This window comes from Ilumatobacter fluminis, assembly GCF_004364865.1.
Taxonomy (GTDB): domain Bacteria; phylum Actinomycetota; class Acidimicrobiia; order Acidimicrobiales; family Ilumatobacteraceae; genus Ilumatobacter; species Ilumatobacter fluminis.
On sequence record NZ_SOAU01000001.1, the window covers coordinates 1,542,350 to 1,566,168 of the forward strand.

The 23,819-nt window shown below is 68.4% G+C and carries 26 protein-coding genes; 18 read left to right on the plus strand and 8 right to left on the minus strand.

Annotation, left to right across the window (positions count from 1 at the left end; translation table 11 throughout):
- Nucleotides 1–57: 57 nt before the first annotated feature.
- Together BDK89_RS06950 and BDK89_RS06955 are read right to left on the minus strand one after the other, a co-directional pair.
- The gene (locus tag BDK89_RS06950; protein ID WP_133868251.1) at nucleotides 58–1,290 is read right to left on the minus strand and encodes a cytochrome P450; all 1,233 of its coding nucleotides are present in this window, start codon (nucleotides 1,288–1,290) and stop codon (nucleotides 58–60) included.
- Entirely contained in the window at nucleotides 1,287–2,078 is a 792-nt protein-coding gene (locus tag BDK89_RS06955; RefSeq protein WP_166657434.1) for an SDR family oxidoreductase, read from the minus strand. The genes BDK89_RS06950 and BDK89_RS06955 overlap by 4 nt, the downstream gene beginning before the upstream one ends.
- A gap of 37 nt (nucleotides 2,079–2,115) precedes the next feature.
- On the opposite strand from BDK89_RS06955, the gene BDK89_RS06960 reads away from it, so the two are divergent.
- The 3 genes from BDK89_RS06960 to BDK89_RS06970 are packed head-to-tail and all read left to right on the plus strand — an operon-like array spanning nucleotide 2,116 to nucleotide 3,921.
- The gene (locus BDK89_RS06960; RefSeq protein WP_133868253.1) at nucleotides 2,116–2,721 is read left to right on the plus strand and encodes a TetR/AcrR family transcriptional regulator; all 606 of its coding nucleotides are present in this window, start codon (nucleotides 2,116–2,118) and stop codon (nucleotides 2,719–2,721) included.
- Complete coding sequence (locus BDK89_RS06965) at nucleotides 2,718–3,188, plus strand: GNAT family N-acetyltransferase (RefSeq protein ID WP_133868254.1); 471 nt, start codon at nucleotides 2,718–2,720, stop codon at nucleotides 3,186–3,188. The genes BDK89_RS06960 and BDK89_RS06965 overlap by 4 nt, the downstream gene beginning before the upstream one ends.
- Complete coding sequence (locus BDK89_RS06970; protein WP_166657435.1) at nucleotides 3,181–3,921, plus strand: acyl-[acyl-carrier-protein] thioesterase; 741 nt, start codon at nucleotides 3,181–3,183, stop codon at nucleotides 3,919–3,921. Before BDK89_RS06965 ends, BDK89_RS06970 begins: the two co-directional genes overlap by 8 nt.
- 27 nt (nucleotides 3,922–3,948) lie before the next feature.
- Here BDK89_RS06970 and BDK89_RS06975 read toward each other — a convergent pair whose 3' ends face one another.
- Nucleotides 3,949–4,719, minus strand: a complete 771-nt coding sequence (locus BDK89_RS06975; protein ID WP_133868256.1) for a polyphosphate kinase 2 family protein — start codon at nucleotides 4,717–4,719, stop codon at nucleotides 3,949–3,951.
- A 151-nt stretch (nucleotides 4,720–4,870) separates the two neighbouring features.
- On the opposite strand from BDK89_RS06975, the gene BDK89_RS06980 reads away from it, so the two are divergent.
- Complete coding sequence (locus BDK89_RS06980) at nucleotides 4,871–5,878, plus strand: histone deacetylase family protein (protein WP_208293991.1); 1,008 nt, start codon at nucleotides 4,871–4,873, stop codon at nucleotides 5,876–5,878.
- A 7-nt stretch (nucleotides 5,879–5,885) separates the two neighbouring features.
- Here BDK89_RS06980 and BDK89_RS06985 read toward each other — a convergent pair whose 3' ends face one another.
- Nucleotides 5,886–6,512 carry a TetR/AcrR family transcriptional regulator gene (locus BDK89_RS06985; protein ID WP_133868257.1) on the minus strand — a complete coding sequence of 209 codons (627 nt, stop codon included), beginning with the start codon at nucleotides 6,510–6,512 and terminating at the stop codon, nucleotides 5,886–5,888.
- An 87-nt stretch (nucleotides 6,513–6,599) separates the two neighbouring features.
- On the opposite strand from BDK89_RS06985, the gene BDK89_RS06990 reads away from it, so the two are divergent.
- From BDK89_RS06990 to BDK89_RS07000, 3 genes are read left to right on the plus strand one after another with little or no spacing between them, the layout of a single operon-like run.
- Nucleotides 6,600–7,163 (plus strand): anthrone oxygenase family protein, encoded by a 564-nt coding sequence (locus BDK89_RS06990; RefSeq protein WP_208293992.1) that lies wholly within the window; start codon nucleotides 6,600–6,602, stop codon nucleotides 7,161–7,163.
- Nucleotides 7,164–7,196: 33 nt separating this feature from the next.
- Nucleotides 7,197–7,682: an NUDIX domain-containing protein gene (locus BDK89_RS06995; RefSeq protein WP_133868258.1), complete on the plus strand. Its 486-nt coding sequence runs from the start codon at nucleotides 7,197–7,199 to the stop codon at nucleotides 7,680–7,682.
- A 35-nt stretch (nucleotides 7,683–7,717) separates the two neighbouring features.
- The gene (locus BDK89_RS07000; protein ID WP_133868259.1) at nucleotides 7,718–8,086 is read left to right on the plus strand and encodes an FKBP-type peptidyl-prolyl cis-trans isomerase; all 369 of its coding nucleotides are present in this window, start codon (nucleotides 7,718–7,720) and stop codon (nucleotides 8,084–8,086) included.
- A gap of 33 nt (nucleotides 8,087–8,119) precedes the next feature.
- Here BDK89_RS07000 and BDK89_RS07005 read toward each other — a convergent pair whose 3' ends face one another.
- Nucleotides 8,120–9,547 carry a GH1 family beta-glucosidase gene (locus BDK89_RS07005; RefSeq protein WP_133871011.1) on the minus strand — a complete coding sequence of 476 codons (1,428 nt, stop codon included), beginning with the start codon at nucleotides 9,545–9,547 and terminating at the stop codon, nucleotides 8,120–8,122.
- Nucleotides 9,548–9,654: 107 nt separating this feature from the next.
- Between BDK89_RS07005 and BDK89_RS07010 the strand changes: the two genes are divergently transcribed.
- The 5 genes from BDK89_RS07010 to egtD all read left to right on the plus strand — a co-directional run bounded on the left by BDK89_RS07010 (nucleotide 9,655) and on the right by egtD (nucleotide 14,204).
- A complete protein-coding gene (locus tag BDK89_RS07010) occupies nucleotides 9,655–10,593 on the plus strand; it encodes a carbohydrate kinase family protein (RefSeq protein WP_133868260.1) in 939 nt (312 codons plus the stop codon).
- Between the two features lie 63 nt (nucleotides 10,594–10,656).
- Nucleotides 10,657–11,538 (plus strand): phytanoyl-CoA dioxygenase family protein, encoded by an 882-nt coding sequence (locus tag BDK89_RS07015; RefSeq protein ID WP_133868261.1) that lies wholly within the window; start codon nucleotides 10,657–10,659, stop codon nucleotides 11,536–11,538.
- Nucleotides 11,535–11,825, plus strand: coding sequence for a hypothetical protein (locus BDK89_RS07020; RefSeq protein WP_133868262.1), 291 nt, complete (start codon nucleotides 11,535–11,537; stop codon nucleotides 11,823–11,825). The genes BDK89_RS07015 and BDK89_RS07020 overlap by 4 nt, the downstream gene beginning before the upstream one ends.
- 99 nt (nucleotides 11,826–11,924) lie before the next feature.
- Nucleotides 11,925–13,190 carry an ergothioneine biosynthesis protein EgtB gene (gene egtB / locus BDK89_RS07025; protein WP_133868263.1) on the plus strand — a complete coding sequence of 422 codons (1,266 nt, stop codon included), beginning with the start codon at nucleotides 11,925–11,927 and terminating at the stop codon, nucleotides 13,188–13,190.
- A gap of 21 nt (nucleotides 13,191–13,211) precedes the next feature.
- A complete protein-coding gene (egtD, locus tag BDK89_RS07030) occupies nucleotides 13,212–14,204 on the plus strand; it encodes an L-histidine N(alpha)-methyltransferase (RefSeq protein WP_133868264.1) in 993 nt (330 codons plus the stop codon).
- Nucleotides 14,205–14,207: 3 nt separating this feature from the next.
- Here the strand turns inward: egtD and BDK89_RS07035 are convergent, their stop codons facing one another.
- Nucleotides 14,208–14,864, minus strand: a complete 657-nt coding sequence (locus tag BDK89_RS07035; RefSeq protein ID WP_133868265.1) for an enoyl-CoA hydratase-related protein — start codon at nucleotides 14,862–14,864, stop codon at nucleotides 14,208–14,210.
- Entirely contained in the window at nucleotides 14,861–16,390 is a 1,530-nt protein-coding gene (locus BDK89_RS07040) for a potassium/proton antiporter (RefSeq protein WP_133868266.1), read from the minus strand. The genes BDK89_RS07035 and BDK89_RS07040 overlap by 4 nt, the downstream gene beginning before the upstream one ends.
- A gap of 319 nt (nucleotides 16,391–16,709) precedes the next feature.
- Here BDK89_RS07040 and coxB point away from each other — a divergent pair, with 319 nt between their 5' ends.
- From coxB to BDK89_RS07065, 5 genes are all read left to right on the plus strand, one after another.
- Nucleotides 16,710–17,645, plus strand: a complete 936-nt coding sequence (gene coxB / locus BDK89_RS07045) for a cytochrome c oxidase subunit II (RefSeq protein WP_133868267.1) — start codon at nucleotides 16,710–16,712, stop codon at nucleotides 17,643–17,645.
- On the plus strand, nucleotides 17,642–20,242 hold the full coding sequence (locus tag BDK89_RS07050) for a cbb3-type cytochrome c oxidase subunit I (protein WP_133868268.1): 2,601 nt from the start codon (nucleotides 17,642–17,644) through the stop codon (nucleotides 20,240–20,242). The genes coxB and BDK89_RS07050 overlap by 4 nt, the downstream gene beginning before the upstream one ends.
- Nucleotides 20,218–20,634: a hypothetical protein gene (locus tag BDK89_RS07055; RefSeq protein WP_133868269.1), complete on the plus strand. Its 417-nt coding sequence runs from the start codon at nucleotides 20,218–20,220 to the stop codon at nucleotides 20,632–20,634. Before BDK89_RS07050 ends, BDK89_RS07055 begins: the two co-directional genes overlap by 25 nt.
- The gene (locus BDK89_RS07060) at nucleotides 20,628–21,515 is read left to right on the plus strand and encodes a cytochrome c oxidase assembly protein (protein ID WP_133868270.1); all 888 of its coding nucleotides are present in this window, start codon (nucleotides 20,628–20,630) and stop codon (nucleotides 21,513–21,515) included. Before BDK89_RS07055 ends, BDK89_RS07060 begins: the two co-directional genes overlap by 7 nt.
- 125 nt (nucleotides 21,516–21,640) lie before the next feature.
- Nucleotides 21,641–21,838 carry a hypothetical protein gene (locus BDK89_RS07065; RefSeq protein WP_133868271.1) on the plus strand — a complete coding sequence of 66 codons (198 nt, stop codon included), beginning with the start codon at nucleotides 21,641–21,643 and terminating at the stop codon, nucleotides 21,836–21,838.
- Between the two features lie 9 nt (nucleotides 21,839–21,847).
- Here the strand turns inward: BDK89_RS07065 and BDK89_RS07070 are convergent, their stop codons facing one another.
- Nucleotides 21,848–22,801, minus strand: a complete 954-nt coding sequence (locus BDK89_RS07070) for a YihY/virulence factor BrkB family protein (RefSeq protein WP_133868272.1) — start codon at nucleotides 22,799–22,801, stop codon at nucleotides 21,848–21,850.
- Nucleotides 22,802–22,861: 60 nt separating this feature from the next.
- Between BDK89_RS07070 and BDK89_RS07075 the strand changes: the two genes are divergently transcribed.
- Nucleotides 22,862–23,638 carry a patatin-like phospholipase family protein gene (locus BDK89_RS07075; protein WP_133868273.1) on the plus strand — a complete coding sequence of 259 codons (777 nt, stop codon included), beginning with the start codon at nucleotides 22,862–22,864 and terminating at the stop codon, nucleotides 23,636–23,638.
- Nucleotides 23,639–23,819: the final 181 nt, after the last annotated feature.

Below are 23,819 nucleotides of genomic sequence, written 5' to 3' on the forward strand. Positions count from 1 at the left end.
TGCGACACCCGACCCGGATTGACTCCGTCGCCGTTCCCTGCGACACCCGACCCGGGGTCAGCTCACGGTGAGGGGGAGGTGGTCGACGCCTCGGATGGTGATGCGGTCGCGGAAGTGGGGATCGCCGGCCAACTCGATCGTGTCGAAGCGGCGGATGAACCGGGTGATCGCCACCGAGGCCTCGAGTTTCGCGAGCGAGGCGCCGAGGCAGTAGTGCACACCAGCCGAGAACGCCGTGTGCTTGCCGGCGTTCGGGCGCGCGAGCCACAGTCGGTGCGGGTCGTCGAACATCGCCGGGTCGTGGTTGGCTGCGCCGAGCACCGTGAGGATCGTGTAGTGCGGCTCGACGACGACGTCTTCCCCGTGGGCGCCCTCGAACACGACTGGCTCCATGGCCACCCGCACCGTGTGCTGCACTGGTCCGTCGTAGCGGAGCAGCTCGTCGACGGCCGGACCGTCGAGCGACGGGTCGTTGCGCCACAGGTCGAGCTGATCGGGGTTGCGCAACAGCGCCAACATCCCGTTGCCGATCAGGTTCACCGTCGTCTCGTGACCCGCCACGTACAGCAGGATCACGAACGAGATCAGTTCCTCGTGGCTGAGGGTGTCGCCGTCGTCCTCCACGGCGAGCAGGGCCGACAGCAGGTCGTCACCGGGATTGCGCCGCCGGTCTTCGATGACCTCGATGAGGTATGGCACGAGCTGCATGATCACGGCGTCGCTCGCCTCGAAGTCGGCGACGGTCGACGTCGGCTCGAGGCCCTGGGTGAGCACTTGGCTCCAGTCGCGCAGCTCGTCGGCGCGGTCGGTCGGCATGTCGAGCAGCTCGGAGATGACCTGGAACGGCACGGGGAACGCCAGGTCGTCGATCAGCTCGATCGAGCCGCGCTCGGCGGCGTCATCGAGCCGGGCGTCGACCATCGTCTCGATGCGAGGCCGGAGCTGTTCGATCGCTCTCGGTGTGAACGCCTTCGACACCAACCGGCGGAGCCGGGTGTGGTCGGGCGGGTCGAGGTTGAGGATCGTCTTGGCGCTGCCGCGACGCCGCTCGCGTCGCCGGACCGCGACCGGGTCGGACGTGTCGAGCACAGCGTTCTTCTCGACGTCGCGGCTGACCTGGTTGCTCCGCAGTGTCGTGAACACGTCGCTGTAACGAGTGACGACCACCGAACCGCCCGGGTCGCGGTATGCAGGCGCCTCGGTGCGGAGCCGGTCGTAGAACGGATACGGGTCGGCGCGGAACGCCGGGTCGAACGGGTCCCAGAGTCGTTCGGTCGGTGCGGCACTCATGACTGCTGCCCGAGGGTCTTCGGCGCGTGCCACTCGTACACGTACGGGTCGGCTCCGGGTTCGACTGCCCACTGACTGCCCTGTTTGCGTTCGGCGAGCATCCGCATGACGACGCCCGAGACGTGGTCGACGGGCATGACCGGCACCGCCAACATGTCGAGCACCTCGCGCAGTTCGTCGCCGATGATGTTCGTGTCGGTGAAGGCCGGGCAGAGCGCGCTGACGCAGATGTCGGCGGCGTTCTCGGCCGTCTCGAAGTAGTTGCCGAGCGAGCGGACGAATCCGACGACGCCGTGCTTGGTGAGCCCGTAGACCGGGTCCATCGAGATCGGGAACAGACCGGCCATCGATGCGGTGGCGATGATGTCGCCGCCGCCCCGCTCGGTCATGCCGGGGAGGACCGCCCGGGTGCCGAAGACGACGCCGTCGAGGTTGATCGACATGATGCGGCGGTACGCCTCGTCGGTGAGGGCGCTGATGGGGTCGCCGTCGATCGGCGGCAGGCCCTGGTTGGTGGAGATGCCGGCATTGAGGAACGCGATGTCGAACGGGCCGGCGGTGGCCACGACCCGTTCCCAGGCCGACGGATCGCTCACGTCGAGCATGGCGAACGAGCCGCCGATCTCGGCAGCGACGTTCGCGCCGCCGGCCTCGTCGATGTCGGTCACCACGACGTCGGCGCCGGCCTCGGCCATGGCGATCGCCGTGGCCTTCCCGATGCCACTGGCGCCCCCGGTGACGATCGCTTTCCGTTCCGCCAGTTCGACGGTGCTGAATCCGTTGCTCATCGACAACAAGTAAACACTGGTGTATACATGTTGGTCAATGGCAGCCGAGACCGCACGCCGCATGCCGTGGGCCGACCGGCACGCGCAGCTCCTGCTCGCGGCGGCCTCTGCATTCCGCGAGGGCGGTTTCGCCGGCACGTCGATGGAGGCGGTGGCCGAACGAGCAGGCGTGACTCGGCTGATCGTGTATCGACACTTCGAGAGCAAGGACGGCCTCTACCGCGAGGTCCTCCAGTCGGTGACGACCGAGTTGCGGGAACGGATCGAGCCCGACCAGCAGTCGGAGGTCATCCCGGTGCTGGTCGAGATCGCGGCCGAACAGCCCGATGCGTTCCGCCTGCTGTGGCGACACGCCCGCCACGAGCCCGAGTTCGCCGCCGACGCCGAGCTGTTCCGCCTCGTCGCCGCCGAGTTCGCACAATCGATCATCGAGCGCTTCATCGACGACCCGGCGACGCTGCGGTGGGGATCGGCCACCCTCGTCGCCTACCTCCACGACGGGATTTGCAACTGGCTCGATCTCGGCGACGTCGACGACCACGGGGCCTTCACCGAACGCCTCCGCGCCGGTGCCCGAGCGATGGTCGTCGCGTGGGCGTCCCCGTCGTCCGGCGCGTCGACCGACGTAGATTCGTCGGAGTGACGGCACCGGTACTGCGCGACGCCACCCATGACGACCAGCGATTCGTGACGGCGATGTTGTACGAGGCGCTGTTCGTGCCTCCGGGCGAGCCCGCCTTCCCGGGCGACCTGGTCGACGAGCCCGACATCGCCCCGTACCACGCCGAGTTCGGCCGACGGGACGGCGACGTCGGCCTGATCGCCGAAGTCGACGGTGTGCCACTCGGTGCCGCATGGGTCCGCCACCTCCGGGGCTACGGCTTCGTCGACGCCGACACACCCGAGCTCACCATCGCCGTCGCGCCCGAGCGGCGCAGCACAGGCATCGGCGAACTACTGCTCGTCGCATTGCTCGAACGGGTACCTCGTTGCAGCCTCAGCTGCGACCGGCGCAACCCGGCGATGCGGCTCTACGAACGGCACGGATTCGCGACCGTCGGCGTGGACGGGGAACACTCGGTCGTGATGCTGCGAGATGGTCATGAGTGAGCTGCCCGCAACCGAGCTGCTGCCGCTCCCTGCGGCCGGCCGCACATTCACGGCGGAACGGACTGCGCGCCTCGGCGACGTCGATCCGAACGGTGCCGTCAGACTCGACGCCGTCGCCCGCTATCTCCAAGACGTGGCGACCGACGATGCGCTCGATGCCGGTTTCTCCAACGCGATGGGGTGGCTTGTTCGACGATCACTGATCCGCGTCGCCACGCCGGCCGTGCTCAACGAGCGGCTCGAACTGACCACGTTCTGCACCGGCTTCGGACGGAGTTGGGCCGAGCGTCGAACGACGGTGCGCGGCGCGAACGGTGCCGAGATCGACGGCGTCAGCCTGTGGGTGCAGATCGACGTCGAGTCGGGTCGGCCGGCCCGGCTCACCGACGAGTTCGTCGAGGTGTACGGCGAGGCGGCGGCCGGTCGCACCGTGTCGTCCAAGTTCTCACTCGACCGGTCGCCGTCACCCGACGCTTCGCCGATGCCGAACCCGTTCCGAGCGACCGACCTCGACGTGTTCGGACACCTCAACAACGCCGCCCAGTGGGCGCTCGCCGACGTCGTCGTGCAGCAGCACGGCCTGTCGCGAGCGGGCATCGGCGAGATCGAGTTCGTCACTGCGTCCCAGGTCGAGGGCGAGGCGCTCGTCGTCGTGGGCGAGGCCGGCTTCGACGCCTGGTACGGCGCGGTCGGCGCCACCAGCACCGTCCTGCGCTGGCGCCCGCTCACCTGACGGACTCTCGGTCGTCGTTGCTCGGAGTCAGACGAAGCTGTCGTCGTCGGGGATCGGCTTCTTGTAGGAGCCGATGCCCTCTTCGATCCGTCGGATCAGGGTCTCGAGTACCTCGATGCGCGCCCAGCGCTTCTGTTCGCCCGACACGATGTGCCACGGCGCGAGCTCGTGGTCGGTGTACTCGAACATGTCCTCGACCGCGTCGGTGTAGAGGTCGATCTTGTCGCGGTTGCGCCAGTCCTCGTCGGTCAGCTTCCACTTCCGGATCGGGTCGTTCTCGCGGCTCTTGAACCGCTTGAGCTGCTCGTCGGGGCTGACCTGGAGCCAGAACTTGACGATCACGACACCCTCGAGCACCAGGTTGCGCTCGAACTGGACGATCTCGTCATAGGCCCGGGTCCACTGCTCCTTCGTGGCGTAGTTCTCGACCCGCTCCACCAGCACACGGCCGTACCAGCTCCGGTCGAACAGCGCCATGCCGCCGAGGCCCGGCACTTCCTTCCAGAACCGCCACAGGAAGTGCTTGCGCTTCTCCTCGAAGGTCGGCTTCGCGAACGCGGACACGCGGTAGTGGCGTGGATCGAGCGGCTGGACGATGCGACGGATCGCGCCACCCTTGCCGCCCGCGTCCGACCCCTCCATCACGACGAGGACGCCCGGGCCGAGCTCGGGGTCTTCGAGCAGACCGGCCAGATCGAGCCGGAGTTCGACGAGCCGGCGCTGCGCCTTGTACAGCCGCTTCTCGTACTCGTCCTTGCTCAGCTTCGCCGACAGGTCGAGCTCGTCGAGTCGTCCCATGGGGTCCTCCCGATTCCGGTGGTCGCAGACATCGTCGATGCCGTCACGGCCGAGACCGTAGTTCGGTCGGCCGGTCCACCCGAAACGGTGAACCGCCGTGCGAAGTCGCCTCGATGTCGCAGTCCGGACCAATCGGTGGCAGGCTGTATCCGTGAGGGCGCCGATCGCCGTGTTCAGCGATCCGGAACAGGACGGGCACGACACGCCCGCCTGGCATCCGGAGAACAAGACCCGCCTCGACGCGTCGCTGGCGGGTATCCACGAGGCCGACCTGGCCGATGCGGTCGAGTGGCGGATCCCCGATCTGGCCTCGGTCGACGACCTGGCCCGAGTCCACGACCGCACCTATGTCGAGTCGATCGAGTCGTTCTGCGCGAACGGTGGCGGCAACCTCGACGCCGACACCACCGCCACCCCGGGGTCGTGGCTGACCGCTCGCCGCAGCGCCGGCGCGGTGCTCGGTGCGATCGACGCACTGCAGCGCGACGAATGCGATGTCGCGTTCGCCGCCGGCCGCCCACCCGGTCACCACGCCGTGCCCGACCGGGCGATGGGGTTCTGCCTGTTCAACAACGCCGCCGTCGGCGCCGCGAAGCTCACCGCGCAGGGGGAGCGCGTGGCGATCGTCGACTGGGACGTCCACCACGGCAACGGCACGCAGGACATGTTCTACGACGACCCGAACGTGCTGTACGTCTCGACGCACGAGTCGCCGCTCTACCCGGGCACCGGTCACCTTCGCGAGACCGGTCAGGACGCCGGTGCCGGCACGAACGTCAACCTGCCCTTCCCGGCGGGCACCGCCGGCGACACGTTCCGGGCGGCCTTCGACGAGGTCGTGATCCCGCTCGTCGAGCGGTTCGCGCCGACGTGGTTGATCATCTCGGCCGGGTTCGACGCCCACCGCGACGACCCGCTGGCGGGTCTGTCGCTCACATCGGCCGACTACGCCGACCTGGCGCTGCGACTCCAATCGCTCGTGCCGGCCCGTCGACTGATGGTGGTGCTGGAGGGTGGCTACAGCCTCGAGGCGCTCACCTACAGCACGGGGGCGACCCTGAGTGCGCTGGCCGGGCAGATGTACCGGCCCGAGCCGGTCACCAACGGCGAGATCGGCCGACGCACGGTGACGGCCGCCCGCCAGCTCTGGGAGATCTGAGCCGCTCTCAGGCTCCGAGCAGCGTGAAGAACCGGTCGACCGCGAGTGCGGCCTCGTCGGCGATCGTCCGGTCGGACGGCGGCTCGTCGCCGAGCAGCACCGTGATCTGGACGTCGCGGACCGTGAGCCCGTACAGCAGTCGGTAGGCAGCGGCCGGGTCGGGGATCGGGAGCCGACCGGTCTCGTCGAGTCGTGCGAGGTACTCCTCGACGATCGGGCCGACCCGGTATCGGCCGCCTGCCAGGAGGGCCGCTGCGAGCTCGGGGTCGTCCATCGCGGCTCGGTTGAGGGCGACCGAACCCGGGCTGGTCAGGAGTCGCAGCAGCCTTGCGGCGTGATCGATCAGGACGTCTCGAGGGTCTCGGCCGTCGTCGTCCATCGCGGCACGTACGGCGGTGGCGGCTCGCTCGCCGTTGCGCTCGATCAGGGCCCGGATCAGGCCGGACCGGTCGCCGAACCACGAGTACAGCGTCTCTTTCGAGGCGCCTGCCCGCTTGGCCACGGCGAGCATCGTCAACTGGCCGGTGCCGTCGTCGACGAGCAACTCGAGGGCAGCGTCGAGGATGTCGGCCTCGCGGCGCGAGCGCTCGTCGGCGGGAAGGCGACCACGACGCGGTGAAGGCGGACGATTCATGCTTGTAATCGTACCCATGCGTACGTATATTTATCCGTACTCAATCGTACGGTTCTCAGAACCGCACTCGAACCCGGAGGAACCACCGTGACCGACACCCTCGATCGCCCGCTCGCCACCGACGCCCCTCGTCCCGATCGAGGCCTCGCCGTGGCCCGTGCCGCGTCGGTGACGTCGATCGTCTTCTTCGGAGCGATCTTCGGGTTCTTCTACGCCTGGGTCTGCTCCACGATGTGGGGTCTCGACGCTGCCGACCCGCGCGTCGCCATCGAGGCGATGCAGGAGATGAACGGCTCGGTGCGCAACGCCGTGTTCGCCCCCGCCTTCTTCGCCACCCCCTTCGTCGGGCTCGTCACCGCCGCCGCCTGGCGCCGCGCCGGCGACCGTCGCGCCGCCACATGGTTCGCGGCTGCGTCGGCGGTCTACTTCGTCGGTGGTCTCCTGCTCACGATGGCGATCAACGTGCCGATGAACGAGGACCTCGCCGAGACTGTCATCCCCACCGACCGGGCCACCGCCGAGGCGATCTGGAACGACTACTCGGGCGACTGGCAGATCTGGAACATCGCCCGGACCGTCTGCTCGGGGGTTGCGCTCGTGCTGGTCGGCATCGGCACACTCCGCTCGCGCCGGCCGGTCGAGACGGACTGACCCGGTCGACGCGCCGGCACCTAGGCTGGCCGCGTGCGACGAACCGGCGACGGCTTTCTCATGTGTTCCGACGGTCACGTCCGGTGGGGCGTGTTCGGGGCGGCCGGGGTCGTCTTCGTCGTCCGCTTCCCGGACGGGCCGCGGGTGATGCTGCAGAAGCGTTCACAGTTTGCCCACGAAGGCGGCACCTGGTCGTGCGCCGGCGGTGCTCTCGACGAGGGCGAGGCACCGCTCGACGGGGCGCTGCGAGAGGCGTCGGAGGAAGTCGGTGCGATCCCCGACGGCTACCGGGTGCTCGGCCAGACCGTGTTCGCGCCGGCCGTCGACTGGGCCTACACCACCTACGTCGTCGAGGTGCCGGGCGAGTTCGGCTCATCGATCAACTTCGAGACCGACGCCGTTGCCTGGGACACACCCGACGAGGTCGAGCAACGTCCGTTGCACGCCGGCTTCGCCGCAGCGTGGCCCGATCTGCGCCGCATCATCGACGACGCGGTCGACGGCGACGCCGGTTCTTGACAGCGACCCGCCACCCAGCCGGTACCGTGGCGGCCATGCGTAAGCCCGACGTGACCGTGCCCGAGACCGCCCCGCCGACCGAACTCGTCATCTCCGACGACATCGAGGGCGACGGCGACGAAGCCGCCGCCGGACAGCAGGTCACCGTCCACTACGTCGGCGTCTCGTGGTCGACCGGCGAGGAGTTCGACGCGTCGTGGAACCGGATGGAGCCGTTCCGCTTCCCGCTCGGCCAGGGCTACGTGATCCAGGGCTGGGACCAGGGCGTGCAGGGCATGAAGGTCGGCGGTCGCCGCACCCTGCACATCCCGCCCGAACTCGGCTACGGCGCTCAGGGTGCGGGCGGCGTCATCGCACCCAACGAGACCCTGATCTTCGTCGTCGACCTCCTCGAGGTCGGCTGACCGAACCGTCGTCGAGTTCCGCCGTCGTCGCGTTCAGCCTTCGACGGCGGGCACTTCGTTGGCCTTGATCACGTCGCGGTACCAGGCGGCACTGTCTCGCGGGGTTCGCTCGAGCGTGTCGAAGTCGATGTGGACGAGCCCGAACCGCTTGTCGTAGCCGAGCGCCCATTCGAAGTTGTCCATCAGCGACCACTCGAAGTAGCCGCGCACGTCGACGCCCTGGTCGATCGCGTCGCGTACCGCACGCAGATGCAGATCGAGGTACTCGATGCGACGTCGGTCGGCGATCCGACCGTCGACGATCGGGTCGTCGTAGGCGCACCCGTTCTCGGTGATGTAGAGCGGCGGCAGGTTGTCGTAGTCGGTGTGGAGCCGGACCAGCAGGTTCGTGAATCCCTCGGGCGTGATCGGCCACCCCATGTCGGTGTGCACCGGGCGGCGGTCGCTCTCGGTGGTGTTCTGCACGGTCGGGTAAGCGAGCATCCGGTTCACCGACGACTCGTCGGCTCGCACACCACGGACGAGGATGTCGTAGTAGTAGTTGATCCCGATCCAGTCGAGCGGCTGGTGGATCTCGGCGGTGTCGCCCGGGCGGATCGCATCGGCCAGTGGGCCGAGGTCGTCGAGCAGATCGGCGGGGTACTCGCCCTTCAGGATCGGGTCGAACCACCACCGGTTGTGGATCCCGTCGATCGTCCGCATCTCGTCCTCGTCGGCATCGGGTGACCCCTCCCGGCGCACGTTCGACGGATTGATGACGGTGCCGAGCTGCAGATCGCTGCGCTCGGCACGCATCGCCTGCACGCCGAGTCCGTGTGCGAGCTGTTCGTGGTGGGCGACCGTGACGGCCGCCTTCGGGTCGCGCATGCCCGGAGCGTGCACACCGGCCGCGTGCCCGAGGTAGGCGTGGCACCACGGCTCGTTGAACGTGGCCCACATCTTCACGCGGTCGCCGAGGGCGTCGACCATGAGCGCTGCGTAGTCGGCGAAGTAGCTGGCGGTGTCGCGGTTGCGGAAACCGTCGATCGCCTCGAGCCCCGACGGCAGGTCCCAGTGGAACAGGGTCGCGTTCGGTGTGATGCCGTGGTCGAGGAGAAGATCGACCAGCTTCGAGTAGAAGGCGATGCCCTCGTCGTTCACCCGGCCCCGACCCTCCGGGAGGACACGCGACCACGAGATCGAGAAGCGGTACGCCTGCAGGCCCATTTCGGCCATCATCTTCACGTCGTCCTCGACCCGGTGGTAGTGGTCGCACGCAACGTCGCCGGTGTGGCCGTTCGCCACCTTGCCGGGCGTGTGCGAGAAGTCGTCCCAGACGCTCGGGCCGCGCCCGCCCTCCGCGGCGGCGCCCTCGATCTGGTAGCTGGCGGTGGCGGCTCCCCAGAGGAAGTCGGCGGGAAACGGGACGGCAGGACGTTCTGGCACGGCCACGAAAATAGTCGCTGTCGGCGGCCCCCGCAGCTGCACGTCGGATGATGTCAGACATCAACCGACGGGGTGTCGGGTGGTGCAGCCGTCGGTTGGTCGGTTGATGTCTGACATCATCCGACGGGGGTACGGTCGGGCTCGTGACGGCCGAGTTGTGTGTGTTGGGCGACTTCGCGTGGGACGTGCTGATCCGCACCAACACCGAGTTGATGCGTGGGGGCGACACGTTCGGCGAGGTCGCTCTCCTGCCCGGTGGCAGCGCCGCCAACGTCGCCGTGTGGGCCGCCCGCTGTGGCCGCCCCACCCACTTCGTGGGCAAGATCGGCCGCGACCGGATGGGGCAACTCGCCGTCGAGGACCTGGAGCAGGAAGGCGTGTCGCACGACCTCGTCGAATCCGACGCCAACCTCACCGGGTCGGTCGCCGTGTTCGTCGACCACACGGGCGAACGGTCGATGGTGTCCGGGCACGGCGCCGACTTCTTCCTGCTCCCGAGCGAGCTGCCACGCCCCACCATCGCCGCCGCCCGTCACCTCCACCTCACCGCCTGGTCGTTCTTCACCGACCCGCCACGGTCGGCCGCTCGGGCCGCTGCGGTGATCGCCCGCGACGGCGGCGCGACCCTGTCGCTCGACCCCGGCTCGTTCCAGATGATCGGTGAGATGGGCGTCGACCACTTCCTCGCCGTCACGACCGATCTCGACGTCGACATCTTCCTCCCGAACAAGGAGGAGGGCGAGGCGCTCACCGGCGAGACCGAACCCGAGCCGATCGCGCGCGCGCTGGCGGCGCTGTACCCGGGCGCCATGATCGTGCTCAAACTCGACGCTGACGGGGCGCTCGTCTTCCGAGGCGGCGCGGCGACCGTCGTGCCGCCGGCGTCGGCGCCGAGCGTGGTCGACGCGACCGGCGCCGGTGACTCGTTCGCCGGTGCGTTCCTCGCCCGTTGGCTCGGCGGGGGAGACCCGATCGAAGCGGCCCGATTCGCGAACCAGGTGTCGGCCTGGGTCATCCAGCACACCGGGGCACGGCCGGCGCCCGGCCGACGCCTCCGCGACGTGCTCGACGCCGCTCGCTGAGTCGTCGTCCCGGCCGACCCTCTACCATCGGCCCGAACCGGTGGGACGTTCGGGGGGACGGACATGAACGAGTTGTTGACGACCGACGAGATGGCGACGTTCGTCGCACGCGGCTTCTTGGAGTTCCCGGGGGTGATCCCCGACGACCTCAACGCGGCGGCGACCGACGAACTGCACTCGATCATGGCGACGTGGGGCGGCCCCGACCGTCCGTTCGCGCCGTCGTCGGGCGACGCGTGGCACGACGTCTATCCCGACCCGTCGGCCGTCGGTGCCGTGCTCCGCCACCCGTCGGTCACCCGCATCGTCGACAGCCTCGTCGGACCCGAAGCCGTGTTCGATCACGATTTCGTCCACTTCAAGCCGGCAGGCGATCCCGGCTTCCAGCCGCTCCACGCCGACGCCATCATCGACCCGAACACGGCGTTCGACATCCAGATCTTCTACTTCCCGCACGAGGTGCACCCCGACGGCGGCGGCACCGGTTTCGTCCCGGGGACGCACCTGCGACGGGTGCACGAGACCCAGGTCGGCCGATACCGGCACCTGCGGGGTGAGCGTCGCTGGAGCGGACCGGCCGGATCGATCCTCGTGTTCCACCACGGTCTCTGGCACCGTGGCATGGAGAACCCGGGGTCGGTCGATCGCCTGATGTACAAGATCCGCCTCAACCCGACGAAGCCGCAGGTGCGTCGGTGGGACACGTCCGACTTGGCCGAACGCCAGAGTGCGTCCAACGACCACATCTTCGCGACGTTCGATCTCGCGAAGATCGGGATGGCGCTGCGCCATCGAGAGGACTGGATGGGCGAGCAAGATCACCGTCTCGAGCTCGTCGCACGTGCCGATCTCTGGCGCTACCTGACCGGCGACGACGAGTTCGATCTCGACTGGTACCACTCCCGGCTCGCACGCCGCGCCCCGCTCGGGGAGGTGGCGTCGTGAACTGCGACACCGAACGTCAGCAACTGTTGTTCGTCTGGACCGACGAATCGAGCCTGCACGGCCGCATCATCGGATGGAGCTTCTTCGACGGCAACGACCCGGCCGCCGATCTCACCGAACACGACTATCAGCGCGGCGTCGACGTGCTCGCCGACGGATGGCGATTGATCCAGGGATCGCAGCTCGTCAACCGGCCGGCGGGCGACGAGTACCAGCACGGCATCCTCGAGTTCGAATGGATCTTCGAACGGATCGTCGCTCGTCGAGCCGTTCACCCGACGGGGTGACGCGGCGCGACGGTTGACGGCGCGGTAGCCGTGGTACGACCATGAGGTGAACTCTCGTCTCGAGGGAACAGCCGACGGCCGGAGGGGGTTGCTGACGTCATGCTGACTGCTGCCGCAGCCCGCGATCGCTTTGCAGCGACGCGCGGACTCACCGAGCTGCTCGCTGCCCCGCTCTCGCCCGAGGACCAGACGGTCCAGTCGATGCCCGACGTCAGCCCGACGAAATGGCATCGGGCCCACGTCACCTGGTTCTTCGAGACGTTCGTGCTCGATCGTTTCGCCGACGGCTACGAGGCGTACGACGAGGCGTACCGGATGCTGTTCAACAGCTACTACGAAGGGGTCGGCCCGAAGTTCAGTCGAGCTCGCCGAGGCCTCTTGAGCCGGCCGGGTGCCAACGAGGTCGGCAAGTACCGCGAGTTCGTCGACGCGGCGATGGACGACCTGCTCGCCGGAGCGACCGACGACGACACCGACCTGCTCACCCTCGTCGAACTCGGGGTGCATCACGAACAGCAGCACCAGGAGTTGCTGCTGATGGACATCAAGCACGTCCTGTCGATCGACCCGCAGGGTGCGGTGTACCGGCCCGACGCAGTCGATCGATCCGTCACCTCGCCGCTCACGTGGACCGACTGCGACCCGGGTGGCCAGGTCGAGGTCGGGCACGACGGCGACGGATTCCACTTCGACAACGAGTCGCCCCGTCACACGGTGTTCCTCGAGCCGTTCCGCATCGCCGACCGGCTCGTGACGGCGGGGGAGTGGGCGGCGTTCATCGCCGACGGCGGCTACGAACGACACGAACTCTGGCTGTCGGACGGCTGGCACATCGTCGGCGAACAGGGCTGGACCGCGCCGCTGTACTGGGAGGCCTACGGCGACAGTTGGATCGTTCACACGTTGGGTGGTCCACGTGAGATCATCGACGGCGAGCCCGTGTGCCACGTCAGCCATTTCGAGGCCGACGCCTACGCCAGGTGGGCCGGCGCTCGACTGCCGACCGAGTTCGAGTGGGAGTACGCGGCGACACGCCACGGCCGCGCGGCCGACGCCGGACGGCCCTTCGACGTCGAGCGCCTCCAGCCGCGCGCCGCCGCCGGCACGGATTCGCTCGAGCAGCTCTACGGCGAGTGTTGGCAGTGGACATCGTCCGCTTACTTGCCGTACCCACGCTTCCGCACCGCGCCCGGCGCCGTCGGTGAGTACAACGGCAAGTTCATGTCGGGCCAGATGGTGCTACGCGGCAGCGGTGCGTACACGCCGACCGGTCACGCACGCCCGACCTACCGCAACTTCTTCCCCGCTCGCAATCGTTGGATGGTGTCGGGCGTGCGGCTCGCCGCCGACATCGCCGACGCCTGAACCGCCCCTCCGGAGCCACCCATGAACCCTCCCACCCGTCACGCCGTCCCCCCGACCTTCGACGTCCACCTCCACGGCGACTGGCGAGTCCGTGCCCTCATCGACGAGGTGCGCAGCGGGCTGACCGCGTCGCCGAAGCAGCTCACGCCGCGCTGGTTGTACGACGACCGCGGCAGCGAGCTGTTCGACGAGATCACCCGCCTGCCCGAGTACTACCCGACCGAAGCGGAGCGCGAGATCCTCCTCACCCGCGCCGGTGAGATCGCCGAGCGCACCGGCGCCGACACCCTCGTCGAGCTCGGGTCCGGCACGTCCGACAAGACCCGGGCGCTGCTCGACGCGTTCGACGAGGCCGGCCGCCTTCGCCGGTTCGTGCCGTTCGACGTCAGCGAACAGACCCTGAAGTACGCAGCGGCGATCCTCGCCGAGCGCCACCCCGGGCTGCACGTGCACGGCGTCGTCGGCGACTTCCACGAGCATCTCGCCGACGTGCCGAACGACGGTGTGCCGGTGCTCGCCTTTCTCGGCTCGACGATCGGCAACTTCTACCCCGATGAGCGTGCTCGCTTCTTCGGCGAGGTCGCCGACTGGATGACCGACGACGCCTGGTTCCTCCTCGGCGTCGACCTCGTCAAGCCGATCGACCGACTGATGGCGGCCTACAACGATCCCGCCGGTATCACGGCGCAGTTCACGCTCAACCTGTTGAACGTGCTCAATCGCGAGCTCGCCGCCGACTTCGACCTCAGCGGCTTCGAGCACGTCGGCATGTGGGACCCGAACCACACCCGCGTCGACCTGCGGCTGCGCTCGCTGCGGGAGCAGTCGGTGGCGATCATCGGGGCCGAGGTCGACGTCGAGTTCGGCGAGGGCGAGGAGCTCCGTGTCGAGATCTCGACCAAGTTCACCCGCGAACAGATCGGCGCCGAGCTGGCTGCTGCCGGCCTCGTCGTCGAGGAGTTCTGGACCGACACCGCCGGCGACGTCGGTGTCCTGCTCGCCCGACGAACCTGAGCGCTAGCTCTCCAGCGTGTCGATGACGTCGGCGTAGAAGTCTCGTCGGATGCCGGCCAGGTTCGGCCGTGCCTTCGCCGTGAGCGCCCTGGCACGATCGAGCGCGGCCGGGAGTACGGCACGGTCGCCCTCCACGACGGCGTCGGCGGCACCGAGCGCGAGTGCGTCGGGACCGCCGATGCGTTCGCCGAGCACCGCCATGCGGTGGAGCGCCGGTTGCGGCAGCTTCGCAGCGATCAGCGACGCCATCCCGTCGGTGAACGTCATCCCGAGGTCGATCTCGGGGAGGCACAGGTAACCGCGGTCGGACCGCATCACCCGCACGTCGTGACTCAGCGCGAGCATCGCGCCGCCGGCGAACGCGTGCCCTTGCACCGCAGCGACGGTCGGAACCGGGAGCGTGAGCAGCCGCGCGAAGAGACGATGGACCCGACCCAGGTAGCCGAGGAAATCGTCGCCGAGCGTCGCCATGTACTCGAGATCGAGCCCGTTGTGCCAGATCTTGCCGCTCGCGGTCGTGACGAGGGCCCGGTGCCCGTCGGCGTGCTCGACGTCGTCGAGCGCTCGCTCGTAGGTGTCGAGGAAGTCGGGCGAGAATCGGATGTCACCCTCGCCGAGGTCGAGGAGGAAGACGTCACCGTCTCGGGTCAGCTGCATCACATGGTTCCTTCCGGGCGCTGGTCGTCGTCGTGGTCGTCGTCGAGGTCGTCGAGTTCGTCGATCTCGGCGGGCACGAGTGTCGCATCGAACAGCTCGGCGAGGCGAGGCCGGTGCTCCTGCTCGGCGACGATCAAGACGTCGTCGTCGACCTCGAGCACCGTGTTGCCCTGCGGCATGAACGAGTGGTCACCGCGACGAACGAGAACGACGAGCACACCGGCGGGTAGGCCGAGGTCGAGCAGGGCGCGTCCCGTCGCCGCTGCCGTCGCGGGCACCGTGACCTCGTGCAGCTGCGGCCCGTCGTCGCCGGTGATCACCGAGTCGAAGCTGATCTCGCGCGGGGGAGGCGGGTCGCCACCGAGCTTCAGCCACTTGGCGGCGGTCCCGATCGTCGTGCCCTGGATCAGGACCGAGGTCAACACGACGAAGAACACGACGTTGAAGAGCACCGACGAGTTGTCGAGCCCGGCTGCCACGGGGAACGTCGCGAGGATGATCGGCGTGGCCCCTCGAAGGCCGACCCACGACACGAACGCGACCTGCCGGGCGGGGAGCCGGTAGGGCAGCAGGGTCGCGAAGGCGGCGAGCGGTCGGGCGACGAACATCAGCAGCGCCGTCACGGCGAGGGCGGGCAGCACGACGTCGGGGAAGTCGCTCGGGAACACGAGCAGACCGAGCATGACGAACATGGCGATCTGCATGAGCCAGGCCACGGCGTCGTGGAAGCGGATGAGGCTCCGTTTGTGGACGAAGTTGCGGCTCCCGAGGGTGACGCCGGCGACGTACAGGGCGAGGAACCCGCTGCCGCCGAGCTGCGACACGCCTTCCAATACGATCAGTACGAAGGCGAAGGTGAACACCGGGTACAGACCGTCGAAGTCGAGCGCGACCCGATTGATGACCCAGATCGCCGCACGGGCGAGCACGTAGCCGGCGACGAGGCCGATCGACATCTGGAGGAAGAACGACGCCACGATGCTGCCGGCGCTCGCGTCGCCCTCGATCACGTCGATCATGGCGAGCGTCAGGAACACCGCTGCCGGGTCGTTGCTGCCCGACTCGAGCTCGAGCATCGACCCGAGGCGTTGTTCCATCGCGATCCCACGTGATCGGAGAATGGCGAACACCGCTGCGGCGTCGGTCGACGCCACCACGGCGCCGAGCAGGAAGCCTTCCTGGAGGCTGATGTCGAGCAACCAGGACGACAAGCCGCCGAGTGCGAGCGCGGTGACCGCGACGCCCACGGTTGCGAGCGTCAGACCGGGAGCGAGGACGCGCTTGATGTCGACGTACTTGGTGCCGAGGCCGCCGCTGAACAGGATGAACGCCAGCGCCACGATGCCGAACGAACGGGCGAGTTCGACGTCGTCGAACTCGATGCCGCCGATGCCGTCGGAGCCGGCGAGCATGCCGAGTCCGAGGAAGAGGAGCAGCCCGGGGACGCCGTACCGCGACGACGGCTTGCTGGCCAGGACGCCGATCAGGAGCAGGACGCCGGCGACGAGGATCAAGGGTTGCGGCTCCATCAGTCTGCTCCCGCTCCGTGCATCGCCCCATTGTGGAGGCCGGGCGCCCGAACCGGACGCCGGGCGACGTCTTCGGGTCAGGTGTCAAAGGTGACGGCGAGGAACGAGCCGTTACCGGCGATCACTTGACCCGGGATCGGTGCGCGAACCGGTGGGAACGAGTCGCTTGGCCAGGTCGCAGGACCCCGGGTCAGGTGACCGTCGGTAACGGGTTCGGCTGCGCCTCACCCGTCACCTCTGGCACCTGACCCGAAGGACCCGGGGTGGCGATTCGGGTGGGGATGATTGGTCGGCGCGGTCGTGGGGTACGAGTGCCGTGATGGGAGGCCGAACGGGGAGTGCTCTCGCGCCGCGCGGGGACGACGCATCGACGATCGCTGCGCTGTGGTGGTTCATGCTGGTGCTGGGGATCGTCGTGTTCGTCCTCGTGGCAGCCGTCCTCGTCGTCGGTCTCCGGCGATCGGCGTCCGACGACGCCGGTTCGGCACGACGGACGTCGCGATGGATCGTGGGCGGTGGCGTCGTGCTGCCGGTGATCGTGATCGCCGTCGTCCTCGGGGCAACGCTCGTCGCCATGCGTCAGGTCGCCGCGACCGACGACGACGCCGAGATGACCGTCGACGTGATCGGTCACCAGTACTGGTGGGAGGTTCGCTACCCCGAGACGGGCGTCGTCTCGGCGAACGAGGTCCACATCCCGGCCGGCACACCCGTCGAGATCACCCTCACGTCGGCCGACGTGATCCATTCGTGGTGGGTGCCTGCCGTCGCCGGCAAGATGGACCTGCTCCCTGAGCGGACCAATCGTCTCGTCGTCGAGGCAGAACCCGGTGAGTATCAGGGTCGTTGCGCGGAGTTCTGCGGGACTTCCCACGCCAACATGGACTTCTGGCTCGTCGTGCACGACGCCGACGGCTACCAGCGATGGCTCGACGAACAGGCCCGGCCTGCCGCCGCGCCGTCGTCACCCGCGGCAGAGCGTGGAGCAGCCTTGTTCACCGACGCCGGTTGCGGGGCATGTCACAACGTGTCGGGCACGGAGGCGGACGGCACCGGGGGAGCGCCGGCGCCCGATCTCACGCACCTCGCGAGTCGGTTGTCGGTCCTCGGCGGTGCCGTCGACGGCACCACACCCGACCTCGTCGAGTGGATCTCCGACCCACACTCGGTGAAGCCCGGCGCGTTGATGCCCGACACCGACCTGGACGATGACGAGATCGCCGACATCGTGGCGTACCTGGAGGGACTCGAGTGAGCAGCGACGCTCCCGAACGCAGCGACGCCACCGGCGATGCGGCGAACGACGTGGTCGACGATTTGTCGACGCCGCGCGCGGCGAGCCCGTCGACGGTCGAACCGCTCGACCGGTTGTGGGACGACAAACCCGGCGTGTGGGGGTTCCTGACGGCCGTCCAGAACGACGCCGTCGGCCTCCGCATGATGCTGACCGGGTTCTTCTTCCTCCTGCTCGGAGGCAGCGTCGACTCGTTCGTGATGCGGCTGCAGCTCGCTCGCCCCGAGAGCGAGCTGATCGGTGCCGAGCTCTACAACGAGATGTTCACCAATCACGGGTCGGTGACGATGTTCCTCGTCATCCTGCCGATCTTCGAAGGCTTCGCGATCCTCACGCTGCCGATGATCCTCGGCGCTCGCGAGATGCCGTTCCCGCGGCTCGGGGCGTTCGCCTACTGGACGTTCCTGATGGGCGGCCTGCTGTACTACAGCTCCACGCTCTTCCAAGCCGTGCCGAACGCCGGCTGGTTCGCCTACGTGCCCTTGAGTGGACCCGAGTTCTCGCCCGACCTCAACATCGACTTCTGGGTGCTGGGCCTCGGCGTTGCCGAGGTGGGCGCGATCGCCGGCGCGATCGAGATCATCATCGCCGTGCTCAAGCTGCGAGCACCGGGCATGTCGTTGACCCGTGTGCCGCTCTACGCGTGGGCGATGCTCATCACCGGCGTCATGATCCTGTTCGCCTTCACACCGTTGATCGTCGGCAGCCTGCTGCTCGAGCTCGAGCGTGGCTTCGGGATGCAGTTCTTCGATCCCGACCTGGGCGGCAGCTCGCTGCTGTGGCAGCACCTGTTCTGGATCTTCGGACACCCGGAGGTGTACATCCAGTTCCTGCCGGCGACCGGCATCGTGTCGATGGTGTTACCGGTCATGGTCGGCAAGAAGATCGCCGGCTACCGCTGGATGCTGGCTGCGATGATCGGCATCGCGTTCTTGTCGTTCGGCCTGTGGGCGCACCACATGTTCACGGTGGGGCTGCCCGCGGTGATCCTCGCCTTCTTCGCCGCGGCGAGCATGATGATCGCGATCCCTGCCGGCGTGCAGATCTTCTCGTGGATCGCGACGATCTGGGAGGGACGACCGCGCTTCAACAGCGCGTTCTTGTTCGTCATCGGCTTCCTCGTCACCTTCGTGATCGGCGGCATCACCGGCGTCATGGTCGCTGCCGTCCCGTTCGACCAGCAGGCGCACGACTCGTACTTCGTCGTCGCCCATCTCCATTACGTCCTGATCGGCGGTGTCGCCTTCCCGATCTTCGCCGGGGTCTACTACTGGTTCCCGAAGCACACCGGGCGGATGCTGAACGAGCGCCTCGGCCGCTGGAACTTCTGGTTGCTCTTCCTCGGTGTGCACATGACGTTCGGGCCGATGCACGTGGTCGGGCTGCTCGGGATGCCCCGTCGCATCTACACCTACGCCGAAGAGACCGGATGGGGGATCTGGAACCTCATCTCGTCACTCGGGTTGCTGTTGATCATCCCCGGGTTGGCCGTGTTCTGTTGGAACGTCGTGTTCTCGTACCGCAAGGGAGCCCGCGCCGGGCACAACCCGTGGGGTGCCGACAGCCTCGAGTGGGCGCTGCCCTCCCCGCCGCCGCAACAGGGGTGGACGACGGTTCCGATCGTGAAGAGCCGCCATCCGCTCTGGGATCAGGACGATCTCCACACCGGCACCGAGAAACAGGAGTCGCTGGTCCGAGCGTTGGCGTCGTGGCCGCTGAACTGGCGCGCCGTGCTGGTGGTGCGGACGACCGACGGTGAGCCGGAGGAGATCTTCCGCGTCTCCGACACGTCGATCTGGCCGCTGGTGACCGCGATGGGCACGGTCGGCATCTTCGCCGCCGAACTCCTGAAACTGCGGTGGGGTGCGCTGGCCTCGGCAGCCCTGATCGTGTTCGCGGTCATCATGTGGAACCGGCCGTCACCCGCGCCGATGACCGAGGACGAGGAGATCGCCTTCGAGCGGGAGCACGGTGTGCCCGTTCGCGCCGGCGGCAGCCTGATCGTGTCGCGATGGGGGACCGGCATCAGCCTGCTGTTCCTGTCGATCGGGTTCAGCAGCTTCCTGCTGGCCTACTTCTACCTGCGCATCGAGAACTCGGTCTGGCCGCCGGCCGGCGTCGACGATCCATCGATCTGGTTCGCCATCGTCGACGCGGGGTTGTTCGCTGCTGCTGCGGCCGTGCTGCTGGCGGGCCGCCGTGCGCTGTTGCGTGACGACCGGCGCGGGCTGATCGCCGGACTGGCCGGCGGTCTGCTCGTGTTGTTCGCTGCCGGCGCGTTGCTCGTGTACGACCTGGCGACGACGCCGTTCGCGGCGTCCGATCACGCCTACGGCTCGATCTTCCACACGCTCGGAGGGTTCGTCGTGGTGGTGACCTTCATCTCGTTCGTGATGGGCGTCGTCACCCTCGTCGACGCGTTGCGTGGACGGTTCTCGGCCCGACGGTTCTCGTGGGTCGACAACGTGTCGCGGTTCTGGGTTGCCACCGCCGTCTTCGCCGCCATCGGTCTGGCGGTGTTGTACGGGACGCCGTGGATGACATCGGGGGCGACGTGACGACGGCGCACCGTCCGGTCGACACGCTGGAGGCGCCGCACGAACCGGTGGTTCCCGCACCGTCGTCGTGGCGTCTGTGGGTGCTGTTGCTCGGCGGGCCGTCGCTGTGGTTCGCCCACTTCATGATCGTCTACCTCGCAGCCGAAGCGGTGTGCACGCCGAAGCTCATCGGCGACGACCAGCCCTGGTCGGACGCGACGCTCGACCGATTCGTCGTGGCGTCGACGGTCGTCGCAGTCGCGCTGTGTCTCGCTGTCGCAACGCTCTCGTGGCGTCGACTTCGTCGCGAGCCCGGCCAGTGGCTGTGGTGGGTGTCGATCACCCTCGGGATCGGCTCGGCGCTCAGCGTCATCGCCGTCGGGTCGTCGACGCTGGTGGTCGGCGGATGCTGATCTCACACGGCACACTCGAGCACGGCACCCTCGGCGACTGGGCGCTCGACCCGGTCGCGATCGCCGTCACGGTCGGGGTCATCGGCCTCTACGTCGTCGGTCGGCGACCGGGGCACGACGCGCCCTGGCGCCTGGCCGCCGTCGTGATCGGTGTCCTCGTCTCGTTCGTCGCCGTCGTGTCGCCACTGCACGTCGCCGCCGAGCGGTCGTTGGCATGGCACATGGTCCAGCACGTGCTGTTGATCGGCGTCACCGCACCGTTGCTCGCCGTGGCGGCACCGTGGCCGGCGTTGGCGCGTGGTCTGGGGGTGCGCGGCGTCGGCGCCGTGTCGTCCGCACGGCGACTGGTGGGTCTCGACGTCGCGCGGATGCGTCGACTGCGGAGTCCGCTCGCTCGCTGGTTGCTGTTCGTGTTCGTGTTCTGGGGCTGGCACTCGGCGCGGCTGTACTCGCTTGCCGTCGAGAACGAGTGGGTGCACACGATCGAGCACGTCTCCTTCGTCGTCGCGGCGTTGTTGGTGTGGTCGGCGGTGCTCGGTCCGGAACGTGCCGGCGGCAACGCCGATCCTGCGATCCGGGTACTCGTGGCGTTCCTGCTGGGGCTCCAAGGGGTCCTGCTGTCCGCGCTGCTGACGTTCGCCCCGTCGCCGTGGTACGGCGTGTACGTCGACCGGCTCGGCGCCGACGACGCGCTGGCCGACCAACACATCGCCGGCGTGCTGATGTGGGTGCCGCTCGGCGCGCTCATCACCGTCGCCGGCATCTGGGCCGCCATGACCTGGATCGGCCCCGACGACGAACCGGCGAGGAGCGAGCCGGGTCGGGTGTCGCAGGGAACGGCGACGGAGTCGACGTTTCCGGAGATCACCCGACTCCGGTGACGTGGGTTCGCGACCGGGTCGGGTGATCTCCCGAAACGTCTCGGCTGCGCCTCGCCGTTCCGTACGACACCCGACCCGGGTTGGTCGGGCTGGTTGAGCGGGCTGGAATCGGGTACGACTGGAGCATGCGTACCAAGGACGTGGGATTGGCCGGATTGCGAGGGTGGCGGAGTTCCGTCGCCGGGGCGGTGGCGACGCCGGTGTCGCGACGCTCGTCGTTCGACGAGGATCAGATCAAGTCGGTCATCGGCGCCGTCTTCCTGATCTTGTCGCTCCTCTACATCGTCGGAGCGATCAAGGACCTCGTCGCCGACGGCGACTGACCTCGGCCGTCAGGATTCTTCGGTGCCGTTGCGGGCATCGTCGAGACGGACCTTCAACCGATCTCGCGCCTGCCGGGCGCGCACGTTGACCGGCGGCGGCTGGTGGACGACGCCGGCGCGCCGTGAGATCACGTCGTTCACCTCGGCACCGACGAGCATCACCACGCTCAAGAAGTACATGAGCGTCAGGGCGAGCAGGATCGCGCCCACGCTCGTGCGGATGTCGTTGCCGCCGGGGAACAGTCGCACGTACAACGCGAATCCCTGTGTGGCTGCCACCCAGCCGACGGCGGTGACGATCGCACCCGGGACGTCGTAGCGCCAGGGCGTCCGGTGATACGGGCCGATGTGGAACAGCGTCGCCGCCCAGAGCACCAAGCCGACGAAGACCGCCGGCGCCGCGAACCAGCGCAGGAACCCGGAGAACGGCAACTCGGGGAGGAGCGCCAACGCCGTGGCGCCTGCTGCGACCACGGCGATCGTTGCGAAGCCCAGCCCGATCGCGATGATGCGGACGTACCAGAACGGGCGGCCGTCCTCCACCTCGTAGGCGATGTCGAGCGCTCGGATGAGTCCGGCGAACGCCCTCGACAGGGTGAACAGGGCGACCAGCGTCGCGAACGTGGCGACGCCGGTGCCCGGGCGGCTGAACAGGTCGGTGACCGTGTCGTTGATCGCCGACTCTGCCGTGAACGTCTCGCTGACGCGCTGTTCGATCTGCCGCTGCACGTCGTCGGCGACCGACTGCCCGACGATGGCCTCGAGCGATCCGACGATGCTCACCAGCGACAGCGCAGCAGCCGGGATCGACAAGATCGTCCAGAACGTGATGGCAGCCGCGAGATCGCCGACCCCGTCCTCGCTGTACTCGTCGAAGACGTCGCGGGCCAGTCGCCACATCCACCGGATGAAGGGCAGCGGCTGCCACGGCGGGGTGGGGGATCGCAGCGGTTCGGTGTCCATCGGTCCACGTCGAGCCTACGGGCGTGGTCGGACGGCGCCGCCGATCGCTACCGTGACCCCATGCGGCATCACGAGACGGTTCCCGCCCTGGCGACCAACTTCGGCGGTGGCGGCGGATTCGGGTTCGGGTTCAACATGGGAGTCGCTCGCGGGCTGCGACGCGCCGGCATCGACGTGACCGCCTTTCCGATGATCGGCACCTCCGCCGGTTCGCACACCGTCGCTGCGATGCGCCTCGGTCTCGACTTCGACGCGTTCGCTGAGCAGTGGGCCGACCAGGTCGGCGAGAAGACCGGCCGTCCGTGGAGTGACGGCTATGCGTTCGCGGATCGGATGTACCGAGATCTCCACGACCCGGAGGTGTCGGCGGTGGCCGTTCGCGTCCGGGGCTGGAAGCGCGAGGTGCTGAACAGCGCGACGTACGGCATCGACGACATCGTCGCGGCGAGTTCGGCGGCGTTCCCGGTGATCCGCCCGCACAAGATCGACGGTCGGTGGTACGTCGACGGTGGCGCGATCAGCGTGGCGTCGGCCGATCTCACCCCGGCTGCGAGGTTCATGCTGCTGGTGACCCCGTTCGCCCGCGACGGGCAGGGCATCGCCGGGAAGGCGGGCGATTGGCAGTCGACGCGCGAGATGCGTCGGTGGGTCGAGCGACACGGCGGCGACGTCTTGCACGTGGTCCCGACCGACGAGATGGTGGCGTGCGGCGGCAAACGCGTGCGCGACATCGTCGACATCCGGATCGGTCAGTCCGTCTACCCGTTGGCGGTCGAGTACGGCGAGCACGTCGTGGCCGCCGAGATGCGGTCGATGCGACCCGATCTGTTCCCCTGACGGCAGCTCGGGCAACGCTCGACCTCGAGTCGATGTCGAGGGTTGGTCACGTTCTGCAGCTTTCTGAACTCCCTAAGCGTTCCTGAGTCTCCCTTGACGTTCGGTCGCTTCCTTGTGTGCTGCCGGAGTGCACCAGTCGTGCTCCGGAGCGGGTGCGAGCCACACGCACCACACACCAGGG

Excerpts from the sequence above, each read along its gene's own strand:
- BDK89_RS06950 (WP_133868251.1), bottom strand. The coding sequence starts at position 1,290 with ATGAGTGCCGCACCGACCGAACGACTCTGGGACCCGTTCGACCCGGCG.
- egtD (WP_133868264.1), top strand. The coding sequence starts at position 13,212 with ATGAACCCTCCCACCCGTCACGCCGTCCCCCCGACCTTCGACGTCCAC.
- BDK89_RS07070 (WP_133868272.1), bottom strand. The coding sequence starts at position 22,801 with ATGGACACCGAACCGCTGCGATCCCCCACCCCGCCGTGGCAGCCGCTG.
- BDK89_RS07075 (WP_133868273.1), top strand. The coding sequence starts at position 22,862 with ATGCGGCATCACGAGACGGTTCCCGCCCTGGCGACCAACTTCGGCGGT.
- BDK89_RS06975 (WP_133868256.1), bottom strand. The coding sequence starts at position 4,719 with ATGGGACGACTCGACGAGCTCGACCTGTCGGCGAAGCTGAGCAAGGAC.
- BDK89_RS06960 (WP_133868253.1), top strand. The coding sequence starts at position 2,116 with ATGGCAGCCGAGACCGCACGCCGCATGCCGTGGGCCGACCGGCACGCG.
- BDK89_RS06955 (WP_166657434.1), bottom strand. The coding sequence starts at position 2,078 with ATGAGCAACGGATTCAGCACCGTCGAACTGGCGGAACGGAAAGCGATC.
- BDK89_RS07015 (WP_133868261.1), top strand. The coding sequence starts at position 10,657 with ATGAACGAGTTGTTGACGACCGACGAGATGGCGACGTTCGTCGCACGC.
- coxB (WP_133868267.1), top strand. The coding sequence starts at position 16,710 with ATGGGAGGCCGAACGGGGAGTGCTCTCGCGCCGCGCGGGGACGACGCA.
- BDK89_RS06970 (WP_166657435.1), top strand. The coding sequence starts at position 3,181 with ATGAGTGAGCTGCCCGCAACCGAGCTGCTGCCGCTCCCTGCGGCCGGC.
- BDK89_RS07040 (WP_133868266.1), bottom strand. The coding sequence starts at position 16,390 with ATGGAGCCGCAACCCTTGATCCTCGTCGCCGGCGTCCTGCTCCTGATC.
- BDK89_RS07000 (WP_133868259.1), top strand. The coding sequence starts at position 7,718 with ATGCGTAAGCCCGACGTGACCGTGCCCGAGACCGCCCCGCCGACCGAA.
- BDK89_RS07065 (WP_133868271.1), top strand. The coding sequence starts at position 21,641 with ATGCGTACCAAGGACGTGGGATTGGCCGGATTGCGAGGGTGGCGGAGT.
- egtB (WP_133868263.1), top strand. The coding sequence starts at position 11,925 with ATGCTGACTGCTGCCGCAGCCCGCGATCGCTTTGCAGCGACGCGCGGA.
- BDK89_RS07060 (WP_133868270.1), top strand. The coding sequence starts at position 20,628 with ATGCTGATCTCACACGGCACACTCGAGCACGGCACCCTCGGCGACTGG.
- BDK89_RS06985 (WP_133868257.1), bottom strand. The coding sequence starts at position 6,512 with ATGAATCGTCCGCCTTCACCGCGTCGTGGTCGCCTTCCCGCCGACGAG.